The sequence below is a fragment of the Mycobacterium sp. Aquia_213 genome (genome assembly GCF_026625985.1).
Classification (GTDB): domain Bacteria; phylum Actinomycetota; class Actinomycetes; order Mycobacteriales; family Mycobacteriaceae; genus Mycobacterium.
In genome coordinates, this window is record NZ_CP113116.1 from 2,651,449 (window position 1) to 2,672,893 (window position 21,445).

At 64.0% G+C, this 21,445-nt stretch carries 21 protein-coding genes; 10 read left to right on the forward strand and 11 right to left on the reverse strand.

The window, feature by feature from the left end:
• Positions 1-177: 177 nt before the first annotated feature.
• Both LMQ14_RS12410 and LMQ14_RS12415 read left to right on the forward strand, forming a co-directional pair.
• Complete coding sequence (locus LMQ14_RS12410) at positions 178-1,863, forward strand: GMC family oxidoreductase (RefSeq protein ID WP_267735002.1); 1,686 nt, start codon at positions 178-180, stop codon at positions 1,861-1,863.
• 148 nt (positions 1,864-2,011) lie between these two features.
• Positions 2,012-2,821 (forward strand): DUF1906 domain-containing protein, encoded by an 810-nt coding sequence (locus tag LMQ14_RS12415; RefSeq protein ID WP_267735481.1) that lies wholly within the window; start codon positions 2,012-2,014, stop codon positions 2,819-2,821.
• A 27-nt stretch (positions 2,822-2,848) separates the two neighbouring features.
• Here LMQ14_RS12415 and LMQ14_RS12420 read toward each other — a convergent pair whose 3' ends face one another.
• The gene (locus LMQ14_RS12420) at positions 2,849-3,460 is read right to left on the reverse strand and encodes an LGFP repeat-containing protein (RefSeq protein WP_267735003.1); all 612 of its coding nucleotides are present in this window, start codon (positions 3,458-3,460) and stop codon (positions 2,849-2,851) included.
• 91 nt (positions 3,461-3,551) lie between these two features.
• Positions 3,552-5,834: a putative bifunctional diguanylate cyclase/phosphodiesterase gene (locus LMQ14_RS12425; RefSeq protein WP_267735004.1), complete on the reverse strand. Its 2,283-nt coding sequence runs from the start codon at positions 5,832-5,834 to the stop codon at positions 3,552-3,554.
• Positions 5,835-6,032: 198 nt separating this feature from the next.
• Between LMQ14_RS12425 and LMQ14_RS12430 the strand changes: the two genes are divergently transcribed.
• On the forward strand, positions 6,033-6,356 hold the full coding sequence (locus LMQ14_RS12430) for a hypothetical protein (RefSeq protein ID WP_267735005.1): 324 nt from the start codon (positions 6,033-6,035) through the stop codon (positions 6,354-6,356).
• A gap of 13 nt (positions 6,357-6,369) precedes the next feature.
• Here LMQ14_RS12430 and LMQ14_RS12435 read toward each other — a convergent pair whose 3' ends face one another.
• The 3 genes from LMQ14_RS12435 to LMQ14_RS12445 form a co-directional block, all read right to left on the reverse strand.
• Positions 6,370-6,576 carry a hypothetical protein gene (locus tag LMQ14_RS12435; RefSeq protein ID WP_267735006.1) on the reverse strand — a complete coding sequence of 69 codons (207 nt, stop codon included), beginning with the start codon at positions 6,574-6,576 and terminating at the stop codon, positions 6,370-6,372.
• Positions 6,577-6,588: 12 nt separating this feature from the next.
• On the reverse strand, positions 6,589-6,723 hold the full coding sequence (locus LMQ14_RS12440) for a hypothetical protein (RefSeq protein ID WP_267735007.1): 135 nt from the start codon (positions 6,721-6,723) through the stop codon (positions 6,589-6,591).
• Between the two features lie 321 nt (positions 6,724-7,044).
• Positions 7,045-9,084, reverse strand: a complete 2,040-nt coding sequence (locus LMQ14_RS12445) for a serine/threonine-protein kinase (RefSeq protein WP_267735008.1) — start codon at positions 9,082-9,084, stop codon at positions 7,045-7,047.
• A gap of 157 nt (positions 9,085-9,241) precedes the next feature.
• Here LMQ14_RS12445 and LMQ14_RS12450 point away from each other — a divergent pair, with 157 nt between their 5' ends.
• Positions 9,242-9,718: an ATPase gene (locus LMQ14_RS12450; protein WP_267735009.1), complete on the forward strand. Its 477-nt coding sequence runs from the start codon at positions 9,242-9,244 to the stop codon at positions 9,716-9,718.
• 25 nt (positions 9,719-9,743) lie between these two features.
• Here the strand turns inward: LMQ14_RS12450 and LMQ14_RS12455 are convergent, their stop codons facing one another.
• Positions 9,744-10,025, reverse strand: coding sequence for a hypothetical protein (locus tag LMQ14_RS12455; RefSeq protein ID WP_267735482.1), 282 nt, complete (start codon positions 10,023-10,025; stop codon positions 9,744-9,746).
• Positions 10,026-10,294: 269 nt separating this feature from the next.
• Between LMQ14_RS12455 and LMQ14_RS12460 the strand changes: the two genes are divergently transcribed.
• On the forward strand, positions 10,295-10,981 hold the full coding sequence (locus LMQ14_RS12460) for an NlpC/P60 family protein (protein WP_267735010.1): 687 nt from the start codon (positions 10,295-10,297) through the stop codon (positions 10,979-10,981).
• A gap of 34 nt (positions 10,982-11,015) precedes the next feature.
• Here the strand turns inward: LMQ14_RS12460 and LMQ14_RS12465 are convergent, their stop codons facing one another.
• Positions 11,016-11,330 (reverse strand): DUF732 domain-containing protein, encoded by a 315-nt coding sequence (locus LMQ14_RS12465; protein ID WP_267735011.1) that lies wholly within the window; start codon positions 11,328-11,330, stop codon positions 11,016-11,018.
• A gap of 419 nt (positions 11,331-11,749) precedes the next feature.
• Between LMQ14_RS12465 and LMQ14_RS12470 the strand changes: the two genes are divergently transcribed.
• The 3 genes from LMQ14_RS12470 to LMQ14_RS12480 all read left to right on the forward strand — a co-directional run bounded on the left by LMQ14_RS12470 (position 11,750) and on the right by LMQ14_RS12480 (position 14,212).
• Positions 11,750-12,316 (forward strand): FKBP-type peptidyl-prolyl cis-trans isomerase, encoded by a 567-nt coding sequence (locus LMQ14_RS12470; protein ID WP_420714642.1) that lies wholly within the window; start codon positions 11,750-11,752, stop codon positions 12,314-12,316.
• A 309-nt stretch (positions 12,317-12,625) separates the two neighbouring features.
• The gene (locus tag LMQ14_RS12475) at positions 12,626-13,675 is read left to right on the forward strand and encodes an MBL fold metallo-hydrolase (RefSeq protein ID WP_267735013.1); all 1,050 of its coding nucleotides are present in this window, start codon (positions 12,626-12,628) and stop codon (positions 13,673-13,675) included.
• A 69-nt stretch (positions 13,676-13,744) separates the two neighbouring features.
• A complete protein-coding gene (locus LMQ14_RS12480; RefSeq protein WP_267735014.1) occupies positions 13,745-14,212 on the forward strand; it encodes a carboxymuconolactone decarboxylase family protein in 468 nt (155 codons plus the stop codon).
• On the opposite strand, the gene LMQ14_RS12485 is transcribed toward LMQ14_RS12480, so the two are convergent.
• Positions 14,158-15,420, reverse strand: a complete 1,263-nt coding sequence (locus LMQ14_RS12485; RefSeq protein ID WP_267735015.1) for a type III PLP-dependent enzyme — start codon at positions 15,418-15,420, stop codon at positions 14,158-14,160. The genes LMQ14_RS12480 and LMQ14_RS12485 overlap by 55 nt on opposite strands.
• A 153-nt stretch (positions 15,421-15,573) precedes the next feature.
• Here LMQ14_RS12485 and LMQ14_RS12490 point away from each other — a divergent pair, with 153 nt between their 5' ends.
• Complete coding sequence (locus tag LMQ14_RS12490) at positions 15,574-16,608, forward strand: GGDEF domain-containing protein (protein WP_267735016.1); 1,035 nt, start codon at positions 15,574-15,576, stop codon at positions 16,606-16,608.
• On the opposite strand, the gene LMQ14_RS12495 is transcribed toward LMQ14_RS12490, so the two are convergent.
• On the reverse strand, positions 16,605-17,045 hold the full coding sequence (locus LMQ14_RS12495) for a limonene-1,2-epoxide hydrolase family protein (RefSeq protein WP_267735017.1): 441 nt from the start codon (positions 17,043-17,045) through the stop codon (positions 16,605-16,607). The genes LMQ14_RS12490 and LMQ14_RS12495 overlap by 4 nt on opposite strands.
• A 189-nt stretch (positions 17,046-17,234) precedes the next feature.
• Here LMQ14_RS12495 and LMQ14_RS12500 point away from each other — a divergent pair, with 189 nt between their 5' ends.
• Positions 17,235-18,869: an L-lactate permease gene (locus tag LMQ14_RS12500; protein ID WP_267735018.1), complete on the forward strand. Its 1,635-nt coding sequence runs from the start codon at positions 17,235-17,237 to the stop codon at positions 18,867-18,869.
• Between the two features lie 15 nt (positions 18,870-18,884).
• Here LMQ14_RS12500 and zwf read toward each other — a convergent pair whose 3' ends face one another.
• Both zwf and LMQ14_RS12510 read right to left on the reverse strand, forming a co-directional pair.
• Positions 18,885-20,384 carry a glucose-6-phosphate dehydrogenase gene (gene zwf / locus LMQ14_RS12505; protein WP_267735019.1) on the reverse strand — a complete coding sequence of 500 codons (1,500 nt, stop codon included), beginning with the start codon at positions 20,382-20,384 and terminating at the stop codon, positions 18,885-18,887.
• Between the two features lie 125 nt (positions 20,385-20,509).
• Entirely contained in the window at positions 20,510-21,364 is an 855-nt protein-coding gene (locus LMQ14_RS12510; RefSeq protein WP_267735020.1) for an LLM class F420-dependent oxidoreductase, read from the reverse strand.
• Positions 21,365-21,445 lie beyond the last annotated feature (81 nt).

Below are 21,445 nucleotides of genomic sequence, written 5' to 3' on the forward strand. Positions count from 1 at the left end.
GCACTGTGCGGTGAGAGGAATTTGCTCGCAAATGATTCCGTTTTTACATGTGCTACAACAATTTTGAGATGTCGAAGACAACGTGCAGGGTCAAGGCCAATGATTCCTCGACGAGATGTGGTGGTCATCGCGCACACTAGGACTCGCATCCGACGCTATGGAGGATTGATACCCGGAATGAGCCCGGTCGCCGAATTCGACTTCATCATCGTGGGAGCAGGCAGCGCAGGCTGCCTGCTCGCCAATCGGCTCAGCGCCAACCCTGATCGCCGTGTCCTCCTGATAGAGGCCGGCGGCAAAGATGACTGGTTCTGGATCAAGGTGCCGGTGGGCTATCTGTACACAATCGCCAATCCCCGCACCGACTGGTGCTTCACGACCGAGGCCGACCCTGGCCTGGCCGGCCGCAGCATTCACTACGCGCGGGGCCGTGTGATCGGCGGCTGCTCGTCGATCAACGCCATGATCCACATGCGCGGTCAGGCCAGCGATTACGACCTGTGGGCGCGGGCCACCGGTGACGAGCGATGGCTTTGGGGCGGCCCGGACGGTCCTGGCGAGACACTGGCGATCTACAAAAAGTTGGAGGACTACTTCGGCGGCGCCGACGACTGGCACGGCACCCATGGTGAGATCCGCGTCGAGCGACCACGTGTGCGCTGGAAGATCTTGGACGCCTGGCAGGCCGCCGCTGCCGAGGTCGGCATCTTTCCGATCGATGAATTCAATCGGGGCGTCAACGCCGGCTCTGCGTACTTTCACGTGAATCAACGGCGTGGCCGTCGCTGGTCGATGGCCGATGCCTTCTTGCATCCCATCGCCCACCGGCCGAACCTCACCGTCTACACGCAAACCCAGGCCTTGCAGCTTCTGATGGACGACCACGTCCCGGAGGATCAGCGGCGCGGTGCCTGGACCACGGCCCAGCGCCGCGTCATCGGTGTGCGGTTGCTCCAAGGCGGCCACATCGTCGACGTCCGAGCGCGCCACGAGGTGATCCTGAGCGCCGGAGCTATTGGCTCACCGCATCTGATGCAGGTTTCGGGTCTGGGCCCAGCCGGGCTGCTTGCCCAGCATCAAGTGCCGGTGGCCGTCGATCTGCCAGGCGTGGGCGAAAACCTTCAGGACCACCTGCAGATTCGAACGATCTACCGGGTCCGGGGCGCCCCGACCGTAAACACGCTGTACCGGAACTGGATTAGCCGTGCGGGCATGGGAATTCAGTATCTGCTGTTGCGATCGGGGCCCATGACGATGCCGCCTTCCACGCTAGGAGCTTTCGCCAAGAGCGATCCCGCGCTGGAAAGTGCCGATCTGGAGTGGCATGTGCAGCCCTTGTCGTTGCCGAAGTTCGGCGAACCCCTGCACCCCTTCGGAGCGATCACTCCTTCGGTCTGCAATCTGCGACCCAGCTCGCGAGGCCATGTGCGTATGGCCAGTGCAGATCCCCTGACCTACCCGAAGATCTTCTGCAATTACCTGTCGACTGACGCCGACCGTCAAATCGCCGTGCGGGGCCTCCGGATGACCCGGCAGATCATGGCGGCGCCGGCTTTAGCCCGCTACCGCCCTCAGGAGTTGCTACCCGGTCCCCAACTGGTGAGCGATCAAGAGCTGCAGAAGGCGGCCGGTGAACTCGGTACGACTATTTTCCATCCGGTGGGTACCTGCACGATGGGAGCCTTTGACGCCCACGGGCGACCGCATTCGGCCGCCACGGTGCTCGACACCGACTGCCGCGTGTATCGCGTCGCCGGCCTTCGAGTGGTCGATGCCTCGGCGATGCCCACCATCATTTCCGGCAACACGAACGCGCCGGTCATGCTCATCGCAGAGCGCGCAGCGCGGGCGATTGTGGGATAAATCGTTCCCCCGCATGCCCTTTCGCGGGTATAGCCGAACGGTCACGGCTCGGTATCCATTTGGGAATGGCCCCGCGTTTCGGCTGGCGCAGGTCTATCGGTAACAACAGTCACATCGTTAACATCGCGCGGTGCACATTTTGCCCCCGATGGCCAGTACCGCGCGACCGCGTGTCGTATCGCGGCGGGATGCGCTGCGCTACGCTGCGGCGTTGGCCGGTCTGGGTGCCGCATCGGTGACCTGCGGCATGCCCACGGTGGCGGCCGCCGCTCCTCCCCAACTGATCGACTTCGCCGCGCGCCAGATTCCGGCGCAGCAGATCCGAGCTGCCGGCTATAGCGGGGTGGTCAACTACGTTTCGGAGTCGCGCCCTGGCTCATCGTTTGGTGCCAAGCCGATCACTCGGCCCTACGCCGACTCATTGAAAGCCGCAGGCCTGGTGATCGTCAGTAACTACCAATACGGCAAACCAGGTAGCTCGGCACCGTCGGACTTCACGCGGGGCTACGCCGGCGGCATCGCGGACGCGCGCACCGCCTGGCAGCTGCACACCGCCGCGGGCGGCAGCCAGGGTGCACCGATTTTCTTCACCGTCGACGAGGACATCAATCGCGACACCTGGAATCGCACCGCGCTGCAATGGTTTCGCGGAATCAACTCGGTTCTCGGGGTCCAACGCACCGGGGTCTACGGAGGCGTCAGGGTGTGTCAGTGGGCCACGGCCGATGGCGTTATTGGGTCTTCGAGCACACCTGGCCGCCGCTGGGTTTGGCAAACTCGAGCCTGGTCCGGCAATCAGGTCCACCCCGCCGCTGTTCTCTACCAGCGAGTCGTGAGCACCTCGTCCAATCCCGGGCCGAAGGTCGGCGGACTCGAAGTCGACGTCAACGACGTCCTAGCTTCCGATTGCGGCCAGTGGAACCTCCATGCAAGCCCTCCAAGTGTCGATGTGCGGTAGTGGCGAGATCGCTGCCCGCAATTCGAGCTAGAGCCCGGATGGCACGACCTGGCCGTTGACCGTCACCGCGACCTGGCCGGTCGTCGGGTTGAACTCGATCTTGCCGTGCTCGAAGGTCGACACCTGTAGGTCGCCGACGGTGTTCACGTCGCTGGTGGGTAAGCCCAGCGGACCTGCCGAACCGTTCGTGCCGGTGACCGCGGGCGCGCCGGCCGGGTCGCGTGGGATATTCCAGGCCTCCCGGATCTTGCCCAGGATGATGAATGCGGGCGTGCCGGGCTGGTTGTTCTTGGCGGTGATCGCGCCGCCCTGGAACTGCTGGAATACCACGCCGCTCTCCCGGGTTCCCGCGTTGCGGTCACCCGTCAGGGGCTTGCCGAGAGCTTGCTTCTGACTCTCGGTTGCCGACGAGTATTTGGCAGCGATCGGGCCGGTCAGAGTCACCTCGATTCCGCTCTCTCCGGTGAGCTTCACCTCGGCGGGCTGCGCTGGGGCGTGAGACGTGGACGTGGTGTTCACCCCGACTTGAGGCGGTGCCGACGCGTCGACGCTCTTGCCGCCATTGCTGCAGCCCACGGTGATCAGCGCGACGGCGGCCAGGCCGACGACTGCCGCGTGGTGGTATGCGATCGGTCTCATAGGCGTCCCCCGGGTGTCTGGCGCGTGGTCTTCGTAGCTCCGAACGAACCTACAAGGCGGTTACAGACGGCGAGCCAGAGCACCTCGACGCTTACCTGCGGGTAGCAGATACGGCGATATCAGCGAGCGCAGCTGCGGCGCCGAATAGGTGGCCTTGCGCCAATCCGCATCCGGCCATGAAGACCGTTTCCGCCTGCTCTGAGGTTTCGATACCTTCGGCGATCACCTTGAGTCCCAGCGCTTCGCACAAGCCGATGACCGACCGGTACAGCGTGAGGTTTCGACCCGGCTCGACGCCCGCCGCGAGGCCACGGTCGAGCTTGACGATTTGGACGGGCAGCTCGTGCAGGTAGGTCAACGAGTTGTAACCCGTGCCGAAATCGTCCAACGCCAGTCCGATGCCTAGTTCGTTCAACCGTCTGATGGCGGCCGCTCCCTCGGCGAGATCAACGATGGGGAGCGTCTCGGTGATCTCCAGGACGAGTCGATGTGGCGACAGCCCGTGCCGTGCGAGTGTGCGGCTGACGGTGCGTTCGAAATCAACGCTGCCCAGCCGCGCGGCACCGATGTTGACGTGAAGATCCAGATCGAGGCCCGCGGCTTGGATCTGCGCACAGGCCTGATCGAGCACGAAGGCATCGAGTCGTGCCCCCATGCCGTTGGCTTCAGCCAGCGAGACGAAGGTTTGGGGAGGAATCTTTATCCCGCTCGGTGCCGTCCACCGGGCAAGTGCCTCGACGGCGACCGGCGTGCCGTCTGGGAGGGTCACCACGGGCTGATATTTGAGCTGAAAGCCTTGCGGGACAGCGCCGTTCGCTTGTCGCAGTGCAGTCGTAAAATCCTCCGAGACACTGAATGCCGGGCGGTACACCACGGCAGTGTCTTTGCCCAGCCGCTTGCCGGTGTACATCGAGATGTCGGCCTGTCTGAGCAGCTCGTCGGAGGTCGGCGGAACGTCGTCGGAACCGGGACTTACCAGGCCCATGCTGGCACGCACCCGCACCGAAGTCCCTTGCACCGAGAACGGACTTCGAAGAGCCATTCGGAGCTGGTCGGCGACCATCTCCGGTGCGCCGACAGCACCGGCACTGAGGATGGCGAACTCGTCTCCCCCGATGCGGGCCAGTGTGTCGGCGGGGCCAAGGCAACTCTGTAGGCGCGCACTGATCGCGCACAGCAACTCGTCGCCGGCCGCATGCCCGAAACGGTCATTGACGTCTTTGAAGTCGTCGATGTCGACGAAGATCAAGACGAACAGGCCGCCGCGGATGGCTTCGTCCAGCCGTTGGGCCAACAGCAATCGATTGGGTAGGCCGGTCAGTGCGTCGTGGTGAGCCTGATAGGCAAGGCGGCGCTTGGCGTCGACGATCTGTTCGGTCAGCATCCGCTGCACCCGCATGGCCACCAGGTAGCGGGTCGCGACGAGCAACGCCATCGCCAAGTAGGTGCTAGCGAATAGTGCGTCGATCCCCCGTCCGACCAGCACTTGAAAAGTGAGCAGGGCCGTGCTGCCCATGAAACCCACGTAGGGCAGCGTCAGCTGTGCCCAGTTGGTCGGCTCCTCGTTGTTGTCGTCGTCGTGAGGGCGGGGCCGCGGAGGTAGTACGAGCAGGCTCCACGCGATCAACAGCGGAGCCATGACGAATCCGATGCCGACCCACAGATCCAGCACCGTCACACCGACGCTCCGAAGGTAGGCGAGCAGCCTGTCCGAGGAGGTGAGGGTGATCACCGCGGCGGCAAGCAGCATGTAGTTCGCCCGGCCCGGCCGGTACGGCGGCCACCACATCGCCAGCAGAACCGCGCCCACCACCGTGACGAGCTCAATAGCGGCGATCCCATAAACGACCGCGGTATTAGTCGACCGTGGCAGCGCGGCGCCGCCCATGGCACCCAAGCGGGCGATGTACACCAGATGGCAAAACGCCAACGCGGTCACCAGTCCGTCGAGAACGGTCGTGGTGACCCCTCGCCCTGCTCGCACCCGGGTGCGGACGTCGTGACCACTGCCGGCGCGCACGAGCAGGAGCATCGCCACGCCGAACAAGAGGCCGGCGACAAAGTAGGCGACGACGGCAGGCTTCGGCGCGGTTCCGCCGGGGTGGCCGGCGCCGCCCAGCTGCGAGCCACCCTCGGCGGTCAGAAAGATCGCTATCGCCCCTAGCAGGGATACTCGCCACCACCGTGATAGGCCGGCAACCCGGCCCACGACGACGAGCCCAACGAGTAATGCGCCGACACACAGCGATGCTTCGAGGGCAAACTGCACGCGTCGCGCCACCGCCACTCCCCACAGGGCGAGCGCGTTGAACGCTGCCGCGGCGACGACGACGGCAGATAGCCCAAAATGCAGGCGGCGACTCTGAAACGACAACGCGCCCCCTCCGCGGCGTTGAAGTTCAATATCCTTGCAGACTAGTTTGCCGGTTGGAACCTTATCGCGTAACTAGCTATCCCCGCGGCCTCGTCAACACGTCGGCGCCACTTTCACCGGTCTGGCACCATGGAGCTTCCGGGCCACGCGGCGCACCAGGTCGTCAGAGCCAACCGCGCCCGCCAAAGAGGAGTTTCCGTGGGCCTATTCAAGAAGAAGCAGCCCGAAACAGCCCCCGCCGATGCCAAGGTTTACTACTCCACCCCTTTTGGCGACACCAAAGACGGCAAACAAAAGCCGTTCTTGCTTGAACGCGACGGTGTTTGGTACGTGCCGGTTTTTCGCAGCGTGGAATCGATGAAAGCGTTCTATGAGCGATCTAGCCGCGCCGGGTACATGATCCTCGAAGGTGACGTGAAGACGGTGATGGACACCAACCGCTCAATCGAGCTGATGAAGCGAGTAGCGGTCGTCATTGAGCCGTTCAGCGATCATCCGGTCGAGATCATGCCCGACTCTTGACGGACGCTGAGCGTCACTTCTTGAGGTGCTCTTGTAGCTTGGGGTACAGCTCGATGACGTCCTCGACGCCCAGAAGCTCTTTCGGCAGCTCGATTTCGCGGACGGACTGCCCGGGCCCAGCGATGGGTCCACCTGTTCCCGCCTCGGGGTTGGTTGAGGTCCGTTTACCGGCGGTGCCGATTATGTTCGAGCGATCATCAATGAGCACAGTGATTTTCATGGTTTTCCTCACTCAGGTGTTGAGCGGCAGGTCGCTGAATTTGACGAATTGGAGTAGGAACGGCACGGCGATGCTGCTGTCGTTTCTGACCTTGAATTCGTAGAACACCTCGGGTGCGTGGTCGTCGCCCGGGCCGCCGCGACACATCGCGAAATCGTATGTGACCAAGACGTTTCTGGCGGTATTGTTGCCGCCCTGGGATCTCCCCTTGGGTATCGCCCGGAACACGATTGGACCTTGGTTTGGTCCGCCGTTCGGACCTGGGTCCGTGAAGAAGTTCCAGTTCCAGTACTGAATAGAATTCGCTGCGATGGTCCAATTGCCGTCTACTTGCCAACGTACGGGCATATCGGTCCCCCAGTCTCTTTGTTGTGCGCCGTCGTTGGCGCCTGCTGGAAAAGTAGTACTGACTCAATGCGATAAGCGTGAGTAGTTCACTACCTGAATCGGCGTTCTACGGGCGCAGCGTCAGCGTTCGATCACTGTCAACGAGCCATGGTTCAGATCGCTGGTGACGTAGGCGAAGTGCGTAGTCGGGTCGACGGCGATGGCGAGCGGATTGTTACCGACGGCAAGGATTCCGGTGACGATGCGCCTCGTGGTGTCGACCACCGATACGGACGCGCCGCTGTAGTTGGCCACGTAGGCGGTGTTCGTCGGCGGGTCCACTGCGACACCTGCGGGGCGTTGCCCTACGGGCACACTAGCGGTGACGCCGAGGCTGATCGTGTCGACGAACGACACCGATGCATCATCGCCGCTGGCGATATAGGCGGTGTGCGATGCGGAATCGATGGCGATACCGGCCGGGTGGACGCGAAGCGCGACAGAACCGATGACGGTTCGGTTCGTGGTATCGATAACCGTCACCGTCGGATCAGCAGTGGTGACAAACAAGCGGTGAGCGGTCCGATCGATGGCCACGCGGCTGGGACCTTTTCCGGTCGGCACCGTCCCCGTCACGGTATGCGTCGTCGTGTCGATGACCGACACCGATGCGTTATCACCGTTGGTGGCATAGGCGATGCGGGCATCCGGGTCGACCGCTATTCCGCCCGGATGGCTACCGACACCAATTCTGGCGATGACCGTGCCGTTGGCGGTGTCGATGACCGAAACCGACGAGTCATCGAAGTTGGTGACGTAGACGGTCCGGGTCGACGGATCCACGGCAACACCCACCGGGTGGAGTCCCACAGCGACGGTGGCTGTGACCTTGCGACTGGCGGTATCGACCAGCGACACGGAGTTGGAACCGGTGTTCGCGACATAGACGGTGTGTGTTTCGGCGTCGACCGCGACGCCGAAGGCGCCATTGCCGACCCGTACCGAGGTGGCGATCGTAGGAGGACCACTCGGCACTGCCGTGACCCCCGCACTAGGCGTGGCTCCCCCGCTGGGTGCCGATGGCGGCGGTGCGGCCGGCGCAGATCCCGTCGTCTGCGTAGATCCAGTCGTGGATGTGTGTGTCCGCAGAAGGTAAAGGCTCGCGCCCCCCAACACCACCACCACCGCGATCACTGCGCCGGCGACAATCCGAGACCGGTTGGCGCGGTTGCGGTTCCCCGCCGTCTTCTGCGGGGGGTCGGGGTGCAATGGTGTGTGCGCTTGCTGCGTTGGCTCGCTCGGGAATGAGTCCACTTGGGTGGGGGCAGTGGCACTGGCGGGGTGTGACTCCACACTCGGATCCGGTCGATGTAGCGGCACCGTGATCGCATCGCGCGCGGCGCGCGCCATATCCACCGGGGTGGCGTAGCGCTGCGCAGGGTCCTTGGCCATGCCAGTGGCGATGACCGCATCGAATGCCGGCGGCGCGCCGCAGTCAGACGGGCGCGGCGGCGGCTCCGACAGATGTCCTGCCAGTTGTTGCTCGATGCTGTCACCCGGAAATGGGGCGCCTCCCGTCAAGCACTCATAGAGCACGCAGGCGAGCGCGTAGATGTCCGAGCGCGCATCGGCCTGACCGACCCGGAAGCGCTCCGGTGCCATGTAGCGCAGCGTGCCGACGACCGCGTCCGTCCCCGTCAAACCGGTCTCGCCCAGAACCCGCGCGATCCCGAAATCGATCAGATACGCAAAGTCGTTTTCATCGAGCAAGATGTTGGAGGGCTTGATATCCCGATGTACCAATCCAATCTTGTGCGCGGCATACACGGCGTGGGCCACCTGCTCGACGATGTGCACCGCGCGTGAGGGAGCCATCGCACCGGAGGCCAGCACGGTCGCCAGGTCGCGGCCGTCAATCAGCCGCATGTCGACGAATAGCCGCCCGTCGATCTCGCCGTAGGTGTGAATTGGCACCACGTGCGGGTTGTTCAACCGTGCCGCTGAGTGGGCCTCGCGACGGAATCGCTGTTGAAACGTTCTGTCCGCAGCAAAATGCGCCGCGAGCACTTTCAGCGCGACTATCCGATCGGTGACGGTGTCGTATGCTCGCCAGACCTCGCCCATGCCGCCTCGGCCGAGCAAATTGATGAGGCGGTACGGGCCGAACGGGGTCCCCTCCATGGAAACCTCCCGACGGCAGCAATTCAGCAACACCATAGTCCACCGCCGGTGCGGCAGACGTGGCAACCGATGTGCCTGCGCGACGGTCCACCGATGAATTTCTGGCGCGCCGTTCGTCATACCTTTGAATGGATAAATCGACAGCAAAGGACAAGTCATGACCGCCGACGCCGAACGCTACGTCGTCACACGCACCATCGCCTCCAGGCCGGAACAGATCTTCGCCGTTCTTGCCGATCCCGTTCGCCACCAGAACACCGAGCCCGGCGACTGGGTGCGCGACGCGAAGGATGCGGCACCCATTAGCGGCACCGGACAGATCTTCGCGATGAACATGTACCTCGAGCAGGCCGGCGGGCACTACATGACCTACAACCTCGTGAACGTATTCGACGAAGACCATGCCATCGGGTGGATGCCGGGCGTGCTTGATGACACCGGCAACCACACCCCCGGCGGTTGGTCGTGGCGGTACGACCTCGCTCCAAACGCCGACGGCACGGACGTCACGCTCACCTATGACTGGAGCGGTACGACGCAGGATTTCCGCGAGCGGGTCGGCGCGATGCCCATCTTTCCGGCGGACTACCTCGCCGCGTCGCTGGCGACATTAGAGCGATACGTCGCGAATTAGTCGCGATCCCCCACCTCGGCCGGAATCAGCCGGGCGGTACCAGTGGCGGACGACATGTGTTGGCGCCCGGATCCCACCACCAGCCGTTGTCGCATGCCAATGGTTGTGGTCCGACGCCCAGCGGACGACACAAATTGGCCGTCGGGTCCCACCACTGCCCCGCGTCACATGCCAACGGTTGGGGCCCGACACCGAGCGGCCGGCAGACCTTGCCCGTCGGGTCCCACCACTGGCCATCGGCGCAGTCGGCCGAACTCACCGCGGGCGTCGCGATCGTCGTGACCGCCATTGGTGCCAACGCCACCATGACGACGGCGGAAAGTTTGCTAGCGGACTTTCTCACTACGGGCCTCCCCTGGTGGCGTATGCCGCGTGGTGCATGCATCATCGAACCGCTCGGGCATGGAGGTCAAGCCCGTCCGATTGAGCAGAGAGCGGTTGACGCATCGAATGAAGTTTCCTGTCCCGATTCTGTTGGCGGTCTGCGTAGCTGGTTCGGTACTAGCCGGCGGTCCCGTCGGAGTCTCGCGGAGTGGCACCGGTGATGCCTACCCTTTTTCGTGCACCCGAGACTCGTTGACGGCTGATTTCGCCAGCCGTGACGGCCTGCCGCAGAGCGCAGTCCCTCCCTCCGAGTGGTACCGCACAAGTGCCGAGGGCCACTACTTGAATCAGGGCTGGGGACCCGCAGCGGACGCCCTACCTCCGCCGGTCATCCCGCCGGGCGCCGGTTGTGATGCCAACACGTGGAAGCGGGAACGGATCCTCGCGGCGGCCATGCGCTACATCTACGCACCCGACAACGCGCTGGGACTGCAATACCGTCACCATCACATCCCCGGCTGGGACCCACCAGCCTCGACGCATGCCGGTGGCGCCGAGGAGAATCCAGATACTGACACCCCGCATGAGTCGGTTGCATGGAGTTCCGGACGAGGCCTGGATTGCTCCAATTTCACCGCGTGGGTCTACGACTACGGTTTGGGCATCAAGTTCAACGGCGATGTCCACCAGCAATACGACGGCAACGCGGGTCCGATGGGCACTCGCATCCCCAAAGCAGGGCCCTTCGCGCCCGGCGACCTAATTTATTTGCATCCCAACGGAAGCGAGAGCCAAGCCTCGCATGTGGTCATCTACATCGACGACCAACACGTCATCGACAGCCGAGTCAATGCCCAGAATGTCATCGGGGTTCAGATTCGAAATCGGCAGGGCTGGTACCGGTCCGCTGTCCTCGGCGCGTGGCGGCCAATCGTCTGAGCGGTCCGGGGTCAGCTACGGCCTGATTCCCCAGTCAGGTGCAAAGCGAAGGCGCGTCACACACGTTGCCGGGGCAATAGATTGAGTGTGCGGCGTTGACCATCGTTCCGACATCCGGCAACGTCACGCTCCGCTTGTCCAAGTGTTGGTGAACTTCGTCGGCAATCTGTTGCGGCGACCAACCCCACACCAGGTCGTAGCAGATGAGGTGCGCCTCCCCGATGAGCGCCTCTTCCGTCTGCGGCGGCCAGGTGAGGCCGACGGCACGCAATTGGGCGAGGTATGCCTCATCCTGGGCCGTGGTGGCAGTCGCTGTCGCGGCGCTACCAACCAGCGCGGCGCCGGCCATCATGGGGATCGTGAGTCTGGCGAGCCAGCGGAGTGAGGGCATTCGATTCCCGTCCGTTCTTTTGGCGTTAGCAAGGGCGCCCGTGTGGGCAAAGCAGCACAAATAAGGAGAATAGCGAACGGCGGGCAAGGCGGCTCCGCTATTGACGATGCGCTGTCGGATAGGGGTTCACTCCCCCGATGCCAGATGTCGGCCACCAAGCGCTCATCAAGCTGTAACTCCTTGTGCTGAAGCCTATCTCACACTCTGGATCGTCATCGTTCAACGTGCGGGATACGAGTTCCTCAACTCGGCCGGTCATTACTCGCGACCGCGACGCAGCAATACCGGCCCGCCTGTCGCAGCCAACTGAGACCTCCGGTCGGGCAAACGAGCGGCGACCGCGGGTCCGCGACCTAGCAAAAGCGGGTGGCTGTAGCGTGACGCCCGTGAACTGTCTCCGGGTGTACTCCTCGATCGTGTTTGCGGCCTGTGTCGCGGCAACCGTTCTGATGCTCGCTGGAACGGGTACGGCAACCGCGGCCGGCTCGTGCCCAACCGCCGCAGCGCCGGCCGGTGGAACACCTGATTGGACGCTTTCCGGGACCACCGGCAGCATCGCCGTCATCGGATCCACCGATACGACCGCCCCGCGCGTGACCGTGACGGCACCGTTCAGCGTGAACCAGACCCAGGTGCATACGCTGCACGCGGGAGACGGGCCGGTGGTCTCAGCCACTGCCAAGGTTTCCGTCTGCTACATGGGTGTCAACGGACGCGACGGATCCGTGTTCGACAGCAGCTACGACCGGGGTGCCCCGGTCGACTTCCCGCTTACTGGAGTGGTGCCCGGCTTCCAGAAGGCCATAGCCGGACAAAAGGTCGGGTCTACGGTCGCCGTCGCGATGGTCCCCGCGGATGGGTACCCCGACGGTCAGCCCAGCGCCGGAATCCGGCCGGGCGACTCGCTCATCTTCGCGATCAAAATCCTCAGCGCCGCCGGCTGAACCGAGGGGCCGCGCAGGCTGAGTCAGGCTCGCCGTGAGTGTGGCGAGTGTCCCGTCATCGCGAGGTACTGGCTCGAGGAGCTAACCACATCCCGGACATCCAGTCGCTCAACAGATTTGATCGCTACGACTCGGCCTTGGTGGCGACCGCATAGCGGACGTTGGTATCGGCGCGAGCTGTTCTGTTGCAATGCAGTTGGTTTCGATCCGCTCGTGCTCAAGCCGAAAAACGCGGTTCTCTGGACACCTTCCGACCAACCAGGTCGGCGGGATGGCGCCATGGCTCACCACGTGCCTAGGCTGGCGACTATGTGTGGCGGTGGTGGGAATGATGTTGGCGGGGCAGCGCCCCGCGTCGTCGAGGGCCCGGCGGTCGACCCGATCGCGCTAGAGCCGGTAGACGAGCTGGTGATCACGACTCTGGTCGACAACAGCTACGACGGGCTGTTGACGGACATGGGCCCCGCGCAGCGAATGCCCATGACGCGTACGCCCGCAGTGCAGGCGGCCCAGTTCGGTGGCGGCACTACTGTCCCCGGAATGCTTGCCGAGCACGGATTCTCGGCGCTGGTCACGGTCCGCCGGGGCGATCGGTCACACACGCTGCTGTTCGATACCGGCATCTCCCCCGACGGCATGGCGACCAACATGGAGCGCCTGGGCGTGGACGTTGCCGATATCGAGGCCGTCGTTCTCAGCCACGGCCACTTCGACCATGCCGGCGGCTTTGCCGGCCTGTCGCGCCTGCGCGGCCGCACCGGGCTGCCGTTGACCGTGCACCCGCTGGTCTGGAGTCAACGCCGGATTGCGGTTCCGGGGCGGCCGGGGTGGGAACTTCCGACGCTGAGCCGGACCTCGCTGCAGAACGAGGGCTTCGAGGTGATCGAGCGGCGCCAGCCCTCAATCCTGCTTGACGGGAGCGTGCTGATCACCGGCGAGATCGACCGCACAACCGATTTCGAGACCGGGATGCAATTCCACGAGGCGTATCGCGACGGTCACTGGGAGCCGGATCCCCAGATCCTGGACGACCAGGCGCTCGTCGTTCACGTGCGCGGGCTCGGGCTGGTCGTATTGACCGGGTGTGGCCACGGCGGGGCGATCAACATTGCGCGCCACGCGATGCGGCTCACCGGTGTCGACCGGTTGCACGGCCTGCTCGGCGGCTTTCACCTGACCGGTCCCGGCTTCGAGCCGATCATCGAACCCACCGTCGACGCGCTCGTCGAGTTGTCCCCCGGCCTCGTCGTCCCGGCGCACTGCACGGGATGGCGTGCCCAGCTCCGGTTCGCCACGTCGCTACCGGACGCCTTCGTGCCCAACGCCGTGGGCACGTCGTTCGTACTGAGCGCCGCTTGAACGATGGTATGCTAAGTGCCACAATAACTTTCGCTTGCTGCGGTGACGGCGCGGGCGTACCGTGCCCCCATGAGGAATAGATTCAAGATGTGCGCGGTCGCAGCAGCCGCCGCGCTGATCATCAGTGGAACCCCATCCATCGCGCCGCGCAGTAGCGCCGACGGGTGCGGCGATGTCGCCCCGGCGCTGGTGCCTCCGAGCGGCTGTGCCGGTCCCGCGCCGGCTCCGCAAGCGCCGTCGGGCAGTCCGCCATGGGTTGCAGCGGTGCAACAACGCGACCCACAATTTGCCGCCTCGTATCAAGGGATGCGGGAGCGGATCCTCAAAGACGGTGCGATTCCAGCCAAGTACAAGCTGCTGATGGGGATGATCACCGACACGATCGCCGCGCATCCCGATGGTGTCAGGTCGCTCGCCGACAGCGCTCGCGCCGCGGGCGCCTCGGAAGCTGAAATTACCGAGGCGGTCGAGGTCGGATACCTCTACGGCGGTACTGCCGCGCTCGTGATGGGTGTCAACGCCTTCCCCGGCAACTGACGAATCAGGTTGGCGGCCTCGATCTCCGCGTAGTTCGAACTGCGCTGCGCCAGCACGACGGGCGTGGCCGCGATGCCGTTGAATCCCGACGCCGAGACCATCGTGTAGGCGCCCATCATCGGGCTGACCACCACATCCCCCACTGCCAACTGCGGCATTGGATAGTCGCAGGCGACCACATCGACACAGTCGCACGTGGGTCCGCCCAGGGTGACGGGTTGATGCGAGAACGACACGTGTTCGCCGAGTTCGCGGAGCGCAAGTATGGGTGGTTCCACATCGGACACCGCGCTTGAGTAGCTCCCGTACACACCATCGTCGAGGTAGTGCCACAGTTGACCCTCACGTGCCGACGTGCCGACGACACTTGTCAGCAGGGTCATGCATTCGGCCACCAAGAACCGCCCCGGTTCGGCGAGCAGGGTGAACTCCGAGCGGCGCGATCCGAATGCCTCATCGATGGCCGAGGAGATGGCGCCCATCGACGGTACGGGCTCGCGGTAGGTGACCGGAAACCCGCCGCCGATGTCGATAATCCGGGCGTCGACACCCAAAGTTCGGCGCACATGGTCGACCAGCTCAAGCGTCGCCCGCACCGCCCTTCCGTACGGCTCGGCCGACGTCGCTTGGCTACCGACATGGAAGCTGAAGCCGCCGAACCTGACGCCGGCGGCGATCAACTGCTTGACCACCGCGTCGGCGTGGGCGGCGGTGACACCGAATTTGCTCGAAAGATCGCATTTGGCAGACGGATTGGGGAATGACAGCCGCACCAAAACGTCGATGTCGGCCGGTCGGCCGATGAATTTCTGCGCCTCCAGTGGATTGTCGACGACAAAGGTGCGGATGCCTGCTCGGTACGCGTAGTCAATCTCGGCAGGCTTCTTGATCGGATGCGTGTGAATACAACGATTCATCGGCAGTCCTAAGCCGCGAAGCACGTCGATCTCGCCGCTGCTGGCGACGTCGAAGCCGCCGCCACAGTCAGCCAGGGCGGTCACGACCGTCGGGTGCGGCAGCGCCTTCACCGCGTAGTGCAGACCGAATCCGCGCAAGTCCGTGCTCAGGAGTCGGTACTGCGCCACCACCCGCTGGGGATCAAGGACCAACAGTGGCGTGCCGTATTCGGCGATTAGACGTTCCCACTGGTGCGCGGATGCCTGCCGGTGCAGCGAATCACGCAGCTGCGACCTGATGGCTGCGTGCATTCGTGAGCTCCTCACCGTCCGGCCTGGCGTGGGGCGGATGCGCTGAAAACCATTCCGAGGGAATGGCTTTCGAGCAATCGGGACCGTTCTACCGTCGCGCCAACCTTATTTGCCCACGTTCTCGACCGCCGTCGGATCGAGCAGGTGTTGGTCATGTATTCGCTGGCGCAGCCCCGCTGTTATACGGCTGTTCATACCGGAAACGAAAGGGCTCCTACGTGCCCTTATTCTGAGCAGGTGCCATGGCGTGCCGAACCCCGACCGACAACAAGGGTTTGGCATGGGATCGGGCTGACGGCGTATCTGTCGATGCTCGCCCTCTATGCCGGGGCAGGGCACTTCTACGGTGCTGGGTTTAGCCATCGGTTCGTTTGGGTTCTGTGCGGTGCCGTCGTCATTGCGGTGGTCGTCGCGTTCGTCGGCCGGTGGCGAGGTTGGCAAGAGCGGCGCGCCCTGCTGTTCGGGTGGCCGGTGGCGTCGCTGCTCGCGACGGTTCTGGTTGGCGCCGTTGCGCCCGCCGCGACCCAGAACCTGCCCGGCATCATCACGGTCACGTTCGGTTACATCGGCCTGACGTGCTCGCGCTGGCGCTCGCTCGCCTTTGTGCCGCTCGGCGTTGCGGCGTTCGTCGTTGGCGGCAGTAAGGCTCTCCCCGGTTCGTTGACCACCGTCGTGTTGGCCGCGGCGATGTGGGTGATCGTCGCGGAGGTCCCGGCGTGGCTCATCTCGCAACTCGAGGAGCAAAGCGCGCTGCTCCGCAAGATCGCGCATACCGACGCGCTCACCCAATTGCTGAATCGGAGCACGCTCGGACCGCAGCTGTCGGCGCATGCCAACGGGTCGGCCGTGGTGCTGATCGACCTCGATAACTTCAAGCGTTACAACGACGGCCACGGCCATGAGGCCGGTGACGAGCTCTTGATCGCCTTCGCTGACGCGATCCGATGGTCGATCCGCAACGAGGACGTCGCCTTCCGTATCGGCGGCGACGAGTTCCTCCTGATGCTCGTCGGTGCCGACCGCACCGAGGCCGAGCAGGTCCTCGATCGGCTCCGCCATCGCTGGGCCGAAATCGGTGAACCAGTCAGCTTCAGCGCCGGGATCGCTTCCGGCGAGCAGGATGTGATGCGCCTCGCGGACGAGCACATGTATGCCAACAAGCGCTCCCGCGACGTGGCCGCCGACTAAGCGAGCGCGTCGAACATGTGGGCGGCTTCGATACCGATCTGCTTTGCGACGTGGCTGGTGTCCCAATACTCACGCCAATGGGTAAGCGCACCGTCTCGGACTTCGAAGACCGCGATGACATGGAACGTGACCGGCTGACCACCCAACGCATTCACGTCGATTCGTTCGACGATGACGGTGTCACCGGTCGAGACAATGGTGCGGATTTCGCTGCCCTCGATCATTCCCGTCGAGAGGCTGTTGTGCTTTTCCAGCTCGGCCCGTGCGGCGTCGCGTCCGACGATCACGGGTGAGAGCGGCACATGGAGCTGCCAGATGAAGTCCTCCGCCATCAGGGCGGTCGCCGCGTCGATGTCGATGGTCTGCCCGTAGAAGGCATGGATGAAGTCGAGCACGAGTTGCTCGGTGTCATTCTTTGCGGCAACGCCTGGTGGCATCTTCTCTTCCTTTGCTAGTCACCGGTCTCGTCGAATGCAGCCGCAGGCTGCCTGTGTGCAAGCTGGTGGTGACTCTACGCCTAAATAAACTGGTTGATTTAATAGTTCTCCAAATCTGCGGTGGACATTCGTGGTTGTCAGCAGATTTATCCGTGACATAGGCGCGTTCGCGATCCATACGGTGCCAATATGTATCGTCAAATCCTCGACCCCCTTGCTCACTCCCTGGGTTTGAGCTCACTCGTGGCGGCCGTGCCGCTGGCGATGCTCTTTGTGTTGCTTGGCGTCCTGCGTTTGCGGGCCTGGGTGGCTTCACTGCTATCGCTGGGCGTGGCGATCGCGATCGCAGTTGCGGTGTACCGCATGCCAATTGGTCAGGCCATGTTGGCGGGTGGCGAGGGCGCCGTCTTCGGGTTCTTCCCGATCCTGTGGATCGTGATCAACGCGATCTGGGTTTACCAGATGACCGTGCAGACAGGACATTTCGATGTGCTGCGGCGCAGTTTCGCAAGCGTCAGCGACGATCACCGCATCCAGGCGATCATCATCGCGTTTTCGTTCGGCGCGCTGCTCGAAGCCTTGGCCGGATTCGGTGCACCGGTGGCGGTCACCTCGGTGATGCTGCTCGCCCTGGGCTTCAAGCCGCTCAAGGCTGCCGTGCTCGCGCTGGTCGCCAACACCGCGCCGGTCGCCTTCGGGGCGATGGCCACACCCATCATCACGCTCGGCAAGGTATCCGGATTATCGAGCGACGCGCTCGGCGCGATGGTCGGGCGTCAAACCCCGATCATGGCCGTCTTCGTCCCGCTGGCCCTGGTGGCCATCGCCGACGGCCGCCGCGGAGTTCGGGAGACCTGGCCCGCGGCGATCACCGCCGGCGTGGTTTTCGGCGTCGGGCAATTTGCCACCTCGAACTACGTGTCGGTGCCGTTGGCCGATGTGGTGGCCTCGCTGCTCTCCGCCGGTGCCGTGGTACTGCTGCTGCGCGTCACGCGTCCGCAGTCGGCACCGCGCGCCGCGGTGGTGGCGGTCGGTGCCGCGGACACCCCGTCCCCCGAATTCGACCCGAAGCTCGGACGGCCCGAATCACGCGCCGAAGTCGTCCGGGCCTACGCGCCCTACGCGATCATCATCGCCATCTTCGTGATCTGCCAGCTCCCGGCGGTGAAGAAGTGTCTCGACACCGCGACCTACACCGTGCACTGGCCGGGACTGCACTTGCTCACCACCAAGGGCAATCCCTCGGCCCTTCCGAACTTCACCTTCAATCTGCTGACCACGCCGGGCACCCAGATGCTCGTGGCGGGCATCGTGGCCATGGCGGTGCTGCGCCTGTCGGTGGCCGGCGCGATCAAGGCTTACGGGGCGACGCTGTATCAGCTCCGCTGGGCCATCATCACCGTAATGGCAGTTCTGGCACTGGCTTTCGTGATGAACGCCTCCGGTCAGACCATCACTCTCGGAACGTGGATGGCCGGGGCGGGCGGCGCTTTCGCGCTGTTGTCCCCCATTCTGGGCTGGCTCGGTGTGGCGGTGACCGGGTCCGATACCTCGTCGAACTCCCTGTTCGGTGCCCTGCAGGTGACCGCGGCGGCCAAGGCGGGGCTCTCCCCGCTGCTGATGGCCGCGGGCAATAGCAGCGGTGGTGTGCTGGGCAAGATGATCTCGCCGCAGAACCTCGCCATTGCCGCGGCGGCGGTCGAAATGCACGGAAAAGAAGGCGATATTTTCCGCCGGGTCGTGTTGTGGAGCGTGGTGTTCCTGGCTTTCATTTGCGTCCTGTCAGGACTGCAAGCCTCGGTGTTGTCGTGGATGGTGGTGTGACCCGTGCTCGCGTGACTAGCTTTTGTTTTCGCGCCAGCCCCGCTCGAACGGCAACCGCCACGCATTGGGAGCGATCAGTTGATGAATCGCGTTGGGGCCCCAGGTGCTGGGCGGGTACACCTTGGCCGGTGGCGGGTCGTCGAGCAGTGCCTGCGAACGCGCCCATAGTGATTCGATGCCCTCGGCGGTGGTGAACAGCGTGTGGTCGCCGCGCATCGCATCGAGAATCAGCCGCTCGTAGGCCTCGAGCGTCTGGTCCGCGGTGTCGATCTCCCGCGAGGAGAACTGCATCGATAATTTGTCGAGCTTCATCCCGGGGCCGGGCCGCTTGCCGTAGAAGGACAGCGAGACCTTCGAGTTGTCGGCGAGGTCGAACGTGAGGTGATCGGGCCCCTGGGTCCCCACGCCCGACCCGGCCGGGAACATGCTGCGTGGGGCCTCTTTGAACGCGATCGAAATGATGCGGATGCCCTGGGCCATCTTCTTGCCGGTGCGCAGATAGATCGGCACACCTGCCCAGCGCCAGTTGTCGATCCCGACCTTGAGCGCGATGAACGTCTCGGTGTCGGAATCTCTTGCCACACCGGGTTCCCCGCGATACCCGTCGTATTGGCCGCGCACCACGTCCGAACATTTGACCGGCAGCATCGAGCGGAACACTTTGTTCTTCTCTTCGCTGATGGCATACGGCTCGAGGGCGGTCGGGGGTTCCATCACCACGAAGGCCATCACCTGGAACAGGTGGGTCACCACCATGTCCTTGTAGGCGCCGGTGCTTTCGTAGAAATTCGCCCGCTGATCCAGACCCAGGGTTTCGGGGATGTCGATCTGGATGTGGTCGATGAAGTTGCGGTTCCAGATCGGCTCGAACAGACCGTTGGCGAAGCGGAACGCCAGGATGTTCTGGGCGGCTTCCTTGCCCAAGAAGTGGTCGATGCGGAAAATCTGGGCTTCGTCGAACGTTTCGTGCAGGAAGTCGTTGAGCGCGACAGCGCTGGCCAAGTTGGTGCCGAACGGCTTTTCCATCACCACCCGGGAGCGCTCGACGAGGTTCGCCTCGCGCAGCGTGGTGATGACGTCGCGCGCCGCTTTCGGCGGGACCGACAGGTAGTGCAGCCGGCGCACTTTCGGGCCCAGGTTTGCTTCGGCCTGCGCGACCGCATTGGCCAGTGCGGTGGGTCCGGCACCCTGCGGGACATAGGTGACTATTTTCGAGAAGTCGGCCCACTGTTCGGGTGTGAGTTTGTGGGTGCCGTACGAGTCGATCGCGTTCTTGGCGATGTCCCGGAACTCGTCGTCGCTCAGCTCTTCCAGCGATGTCGCGACGACCTGGATGTCCGGCGCCAGCTCGGATTGATCCAAATACGCCAGGCCGGAAATCAGCTTGCGCTTGGCCAGGTCCCCCGTGGCGCCGAACAGGACGATGACATGAGGGTCGAGCGGGTCGTAGTCGTGGCGGCGCGGACGTGATTCCGGCGCCGGGTAAGAGATCGTCTGCGGTTTCTTATCGGCCACGCCCGTGATACTTCCACTGTCGCGCTGTCTCCGCAGCCGCTGCCGCCGGATCAATTTTGCGAAGATCAGATGTTCATCTCCGATCGGTAGCGGGCGCCCGGTGATCTCTGCGCTGCGCGGGCCGCCTATTGCTTTCGCCAGGCGAGCATCGTCTCCAGCTCCGAAAAGTCATACCCGTTGTCGTCGGGGTGGATTTCAGTGGTGAAAAGCGTGACGCCCTCGTCGAGGAAGGCGTCGGCCGCCTTGGCGTCGGTCCACGCCATCGCGCGTTCGATGCCGGCCTCGTCGCGCCCGGCGTCGGTGGCGAGTTGCTTGAGGAGTTCGTTTTTGCGGCGGAATTCGTCGATCGGTTCGAAGCTGTGCCAGATGTGGGCGTGCCGCGCCGCGGCCGGAAGGGTGCGCCGCTCACCGCCTCCTCCGATCAGGATCGGGATCTGACGCAACGGGCTGGGAGTCAAATGGTTGAGCCGATATTCGATGCGCTCCAAGCCCGCGTCGAACTGGTCCATCCTCGATCTCACGGTGCCGTACTCGTATCCGTAGGCGATGAAGTCGTGCGGATACCAGCCGGCCCCGAGGCCCAGGATCAATCGCCCTCCACTGATGTGATCGACGGTGCGTGCCATGTCCGCAACCAGGTCGGGGTTGCGATACGGCATCCCACTAACGAGCAGTCCGATCTCGGCTCGACTGGTGATCTCCCCCCACGACGCCAGGGCAGTCCACGCTTCGAAGTTGTTGACCTCCGGTTGTTCATCCTGGAGTTGCGGGGTGCCGTCGACGATGTCGACGAAGGGCTTGTGAAAGTGGTCGTAGCCGAAGATGGCGTCGGCCCCGAGTTCTTCGGCGTGCAGCACCGCCTGCCGCCACGTCCGGTAGTCCGGTGTCCCGCCCGCCCACAGCTGGACGCCTATTCGCACCGGACGCGACGCGGCTGCGGATGTCGCAGCGGCCTTCGTCCCGCTCGTCGAGTCGGTCACGCTTCCTAGCCTTTCAAAACCCCCAGGACGGATCGTTACGGCGTCGCCGGGTTACCTTCGCTCAAACTGAGCCAACATGCA

Bases quoted from the DNA above. Each gene is read 5' to 3' on its own strand.
- LMQ14_RS12410 (WP_267735002.1), top strand. From the start codon at position 178: ATGAGCCCGGTCGCCGAATTCGACTTCATCATCGTGGGAGCAGGCAGC.
- LMQ14_RS12415 (WP_267735481.1), top strand. From the start codon at position 2,012: ATGGCCAGTACCGCGCGACCGCGTGTCGTATCGCGGCGGGATGCGCTG.
- LMQ14_RS12420 (WP_267735003.1), bottom strand. From the start codon at position 3,460: ATGAGACCGATCGCATACCACCACGCGGCAGTCGTCGGCCTGGCCGCC.
- LMQ14_RS12435 (WP_267735006.1), bottom strand. From the start codon at position 6,576: ATGAAAATCACTGTGCTCATTGATGATCGCTCGAACATAATCGGCACC.
- LMQ14_RS12440 (WP_267735007.1), bottom strand. From the start codon at position 6,723: ATGTGTCGCGGCGGCCCGGGCGACGACCACGCACCCGAGGTGTTCTAC.
- LMQ14_RS12445 (WP_267735008.1), bottom strand. From the start codon at position 9,084: ATGGAGGGGACCCCGTTCGGCCCGTACCGCCTCATCAATTTGCTCGGC.
- LMQ14_RS12450 (WP_267735009.1), top strand. From the start codon at position 9,242: ATGACCGCCGACGCCGAACGCTACGTCGTCACACGCACCATCGCCTCC.
- LMQ14_RS12455 (WP_267735482.1), bottom strand. From the start codon at position 10,025: ATGGTGGCGTTGGCACCAATGGCGGTCACGACGATCGCGACGCCCGCG.
- LMQ14_RS12465 (WP_267735011.1), bottom strand. From the start codon at position 11,330: ATGGCCGGCGCCGCGCTGGTTGGTAGCGCCGCGACAGCGACTGCCACC.
- LMQ14_RS12475 (WP_267735013.1), top strand. From the start codon at position 12,626: ATGTGTGGCGGTGGTGGGAATGATGTTGGCGGGGCAGCGCCCCGCGTC.
- LMQ14_RS12480 (WP_267735014.1), top strand. From the start codon at position 13,745: ATGAGGAATAGATTCAAGATGTGCGCGGTCGCAGCAGCCGCCGCGCTG.
- LMQ14_RS12485 (WP_267735015.1), bottom strand. From the start codon at position 15,420: ATGCACGCAGCCATCAGGTCGCAGCTGCGTGATTCGCTGCACCGGCAG.
- LMQ14_RS12490 (WP_267735016.1), top strand. From the start codon at position 15,574: ATGTATTCGCTGGCGCAGCCCCGCTGTTATACGGCTGTTCATACCGGA.
- LMQ14_RS12495 (WP_267735017.1), bottom strand. From the start codon at position 17,045: ATGCCACCAGGCGTTGCCGCAAAGAATGACACCGAGCAACTCGTGCTC.
- LMQ14_RS12500 (WP_267735018.1), top strand. From the start codon at position 17,235: ATGTATCGTCAAATCCTCGACCCCCTTGCTCACTCCCTGGGTTTGAGC.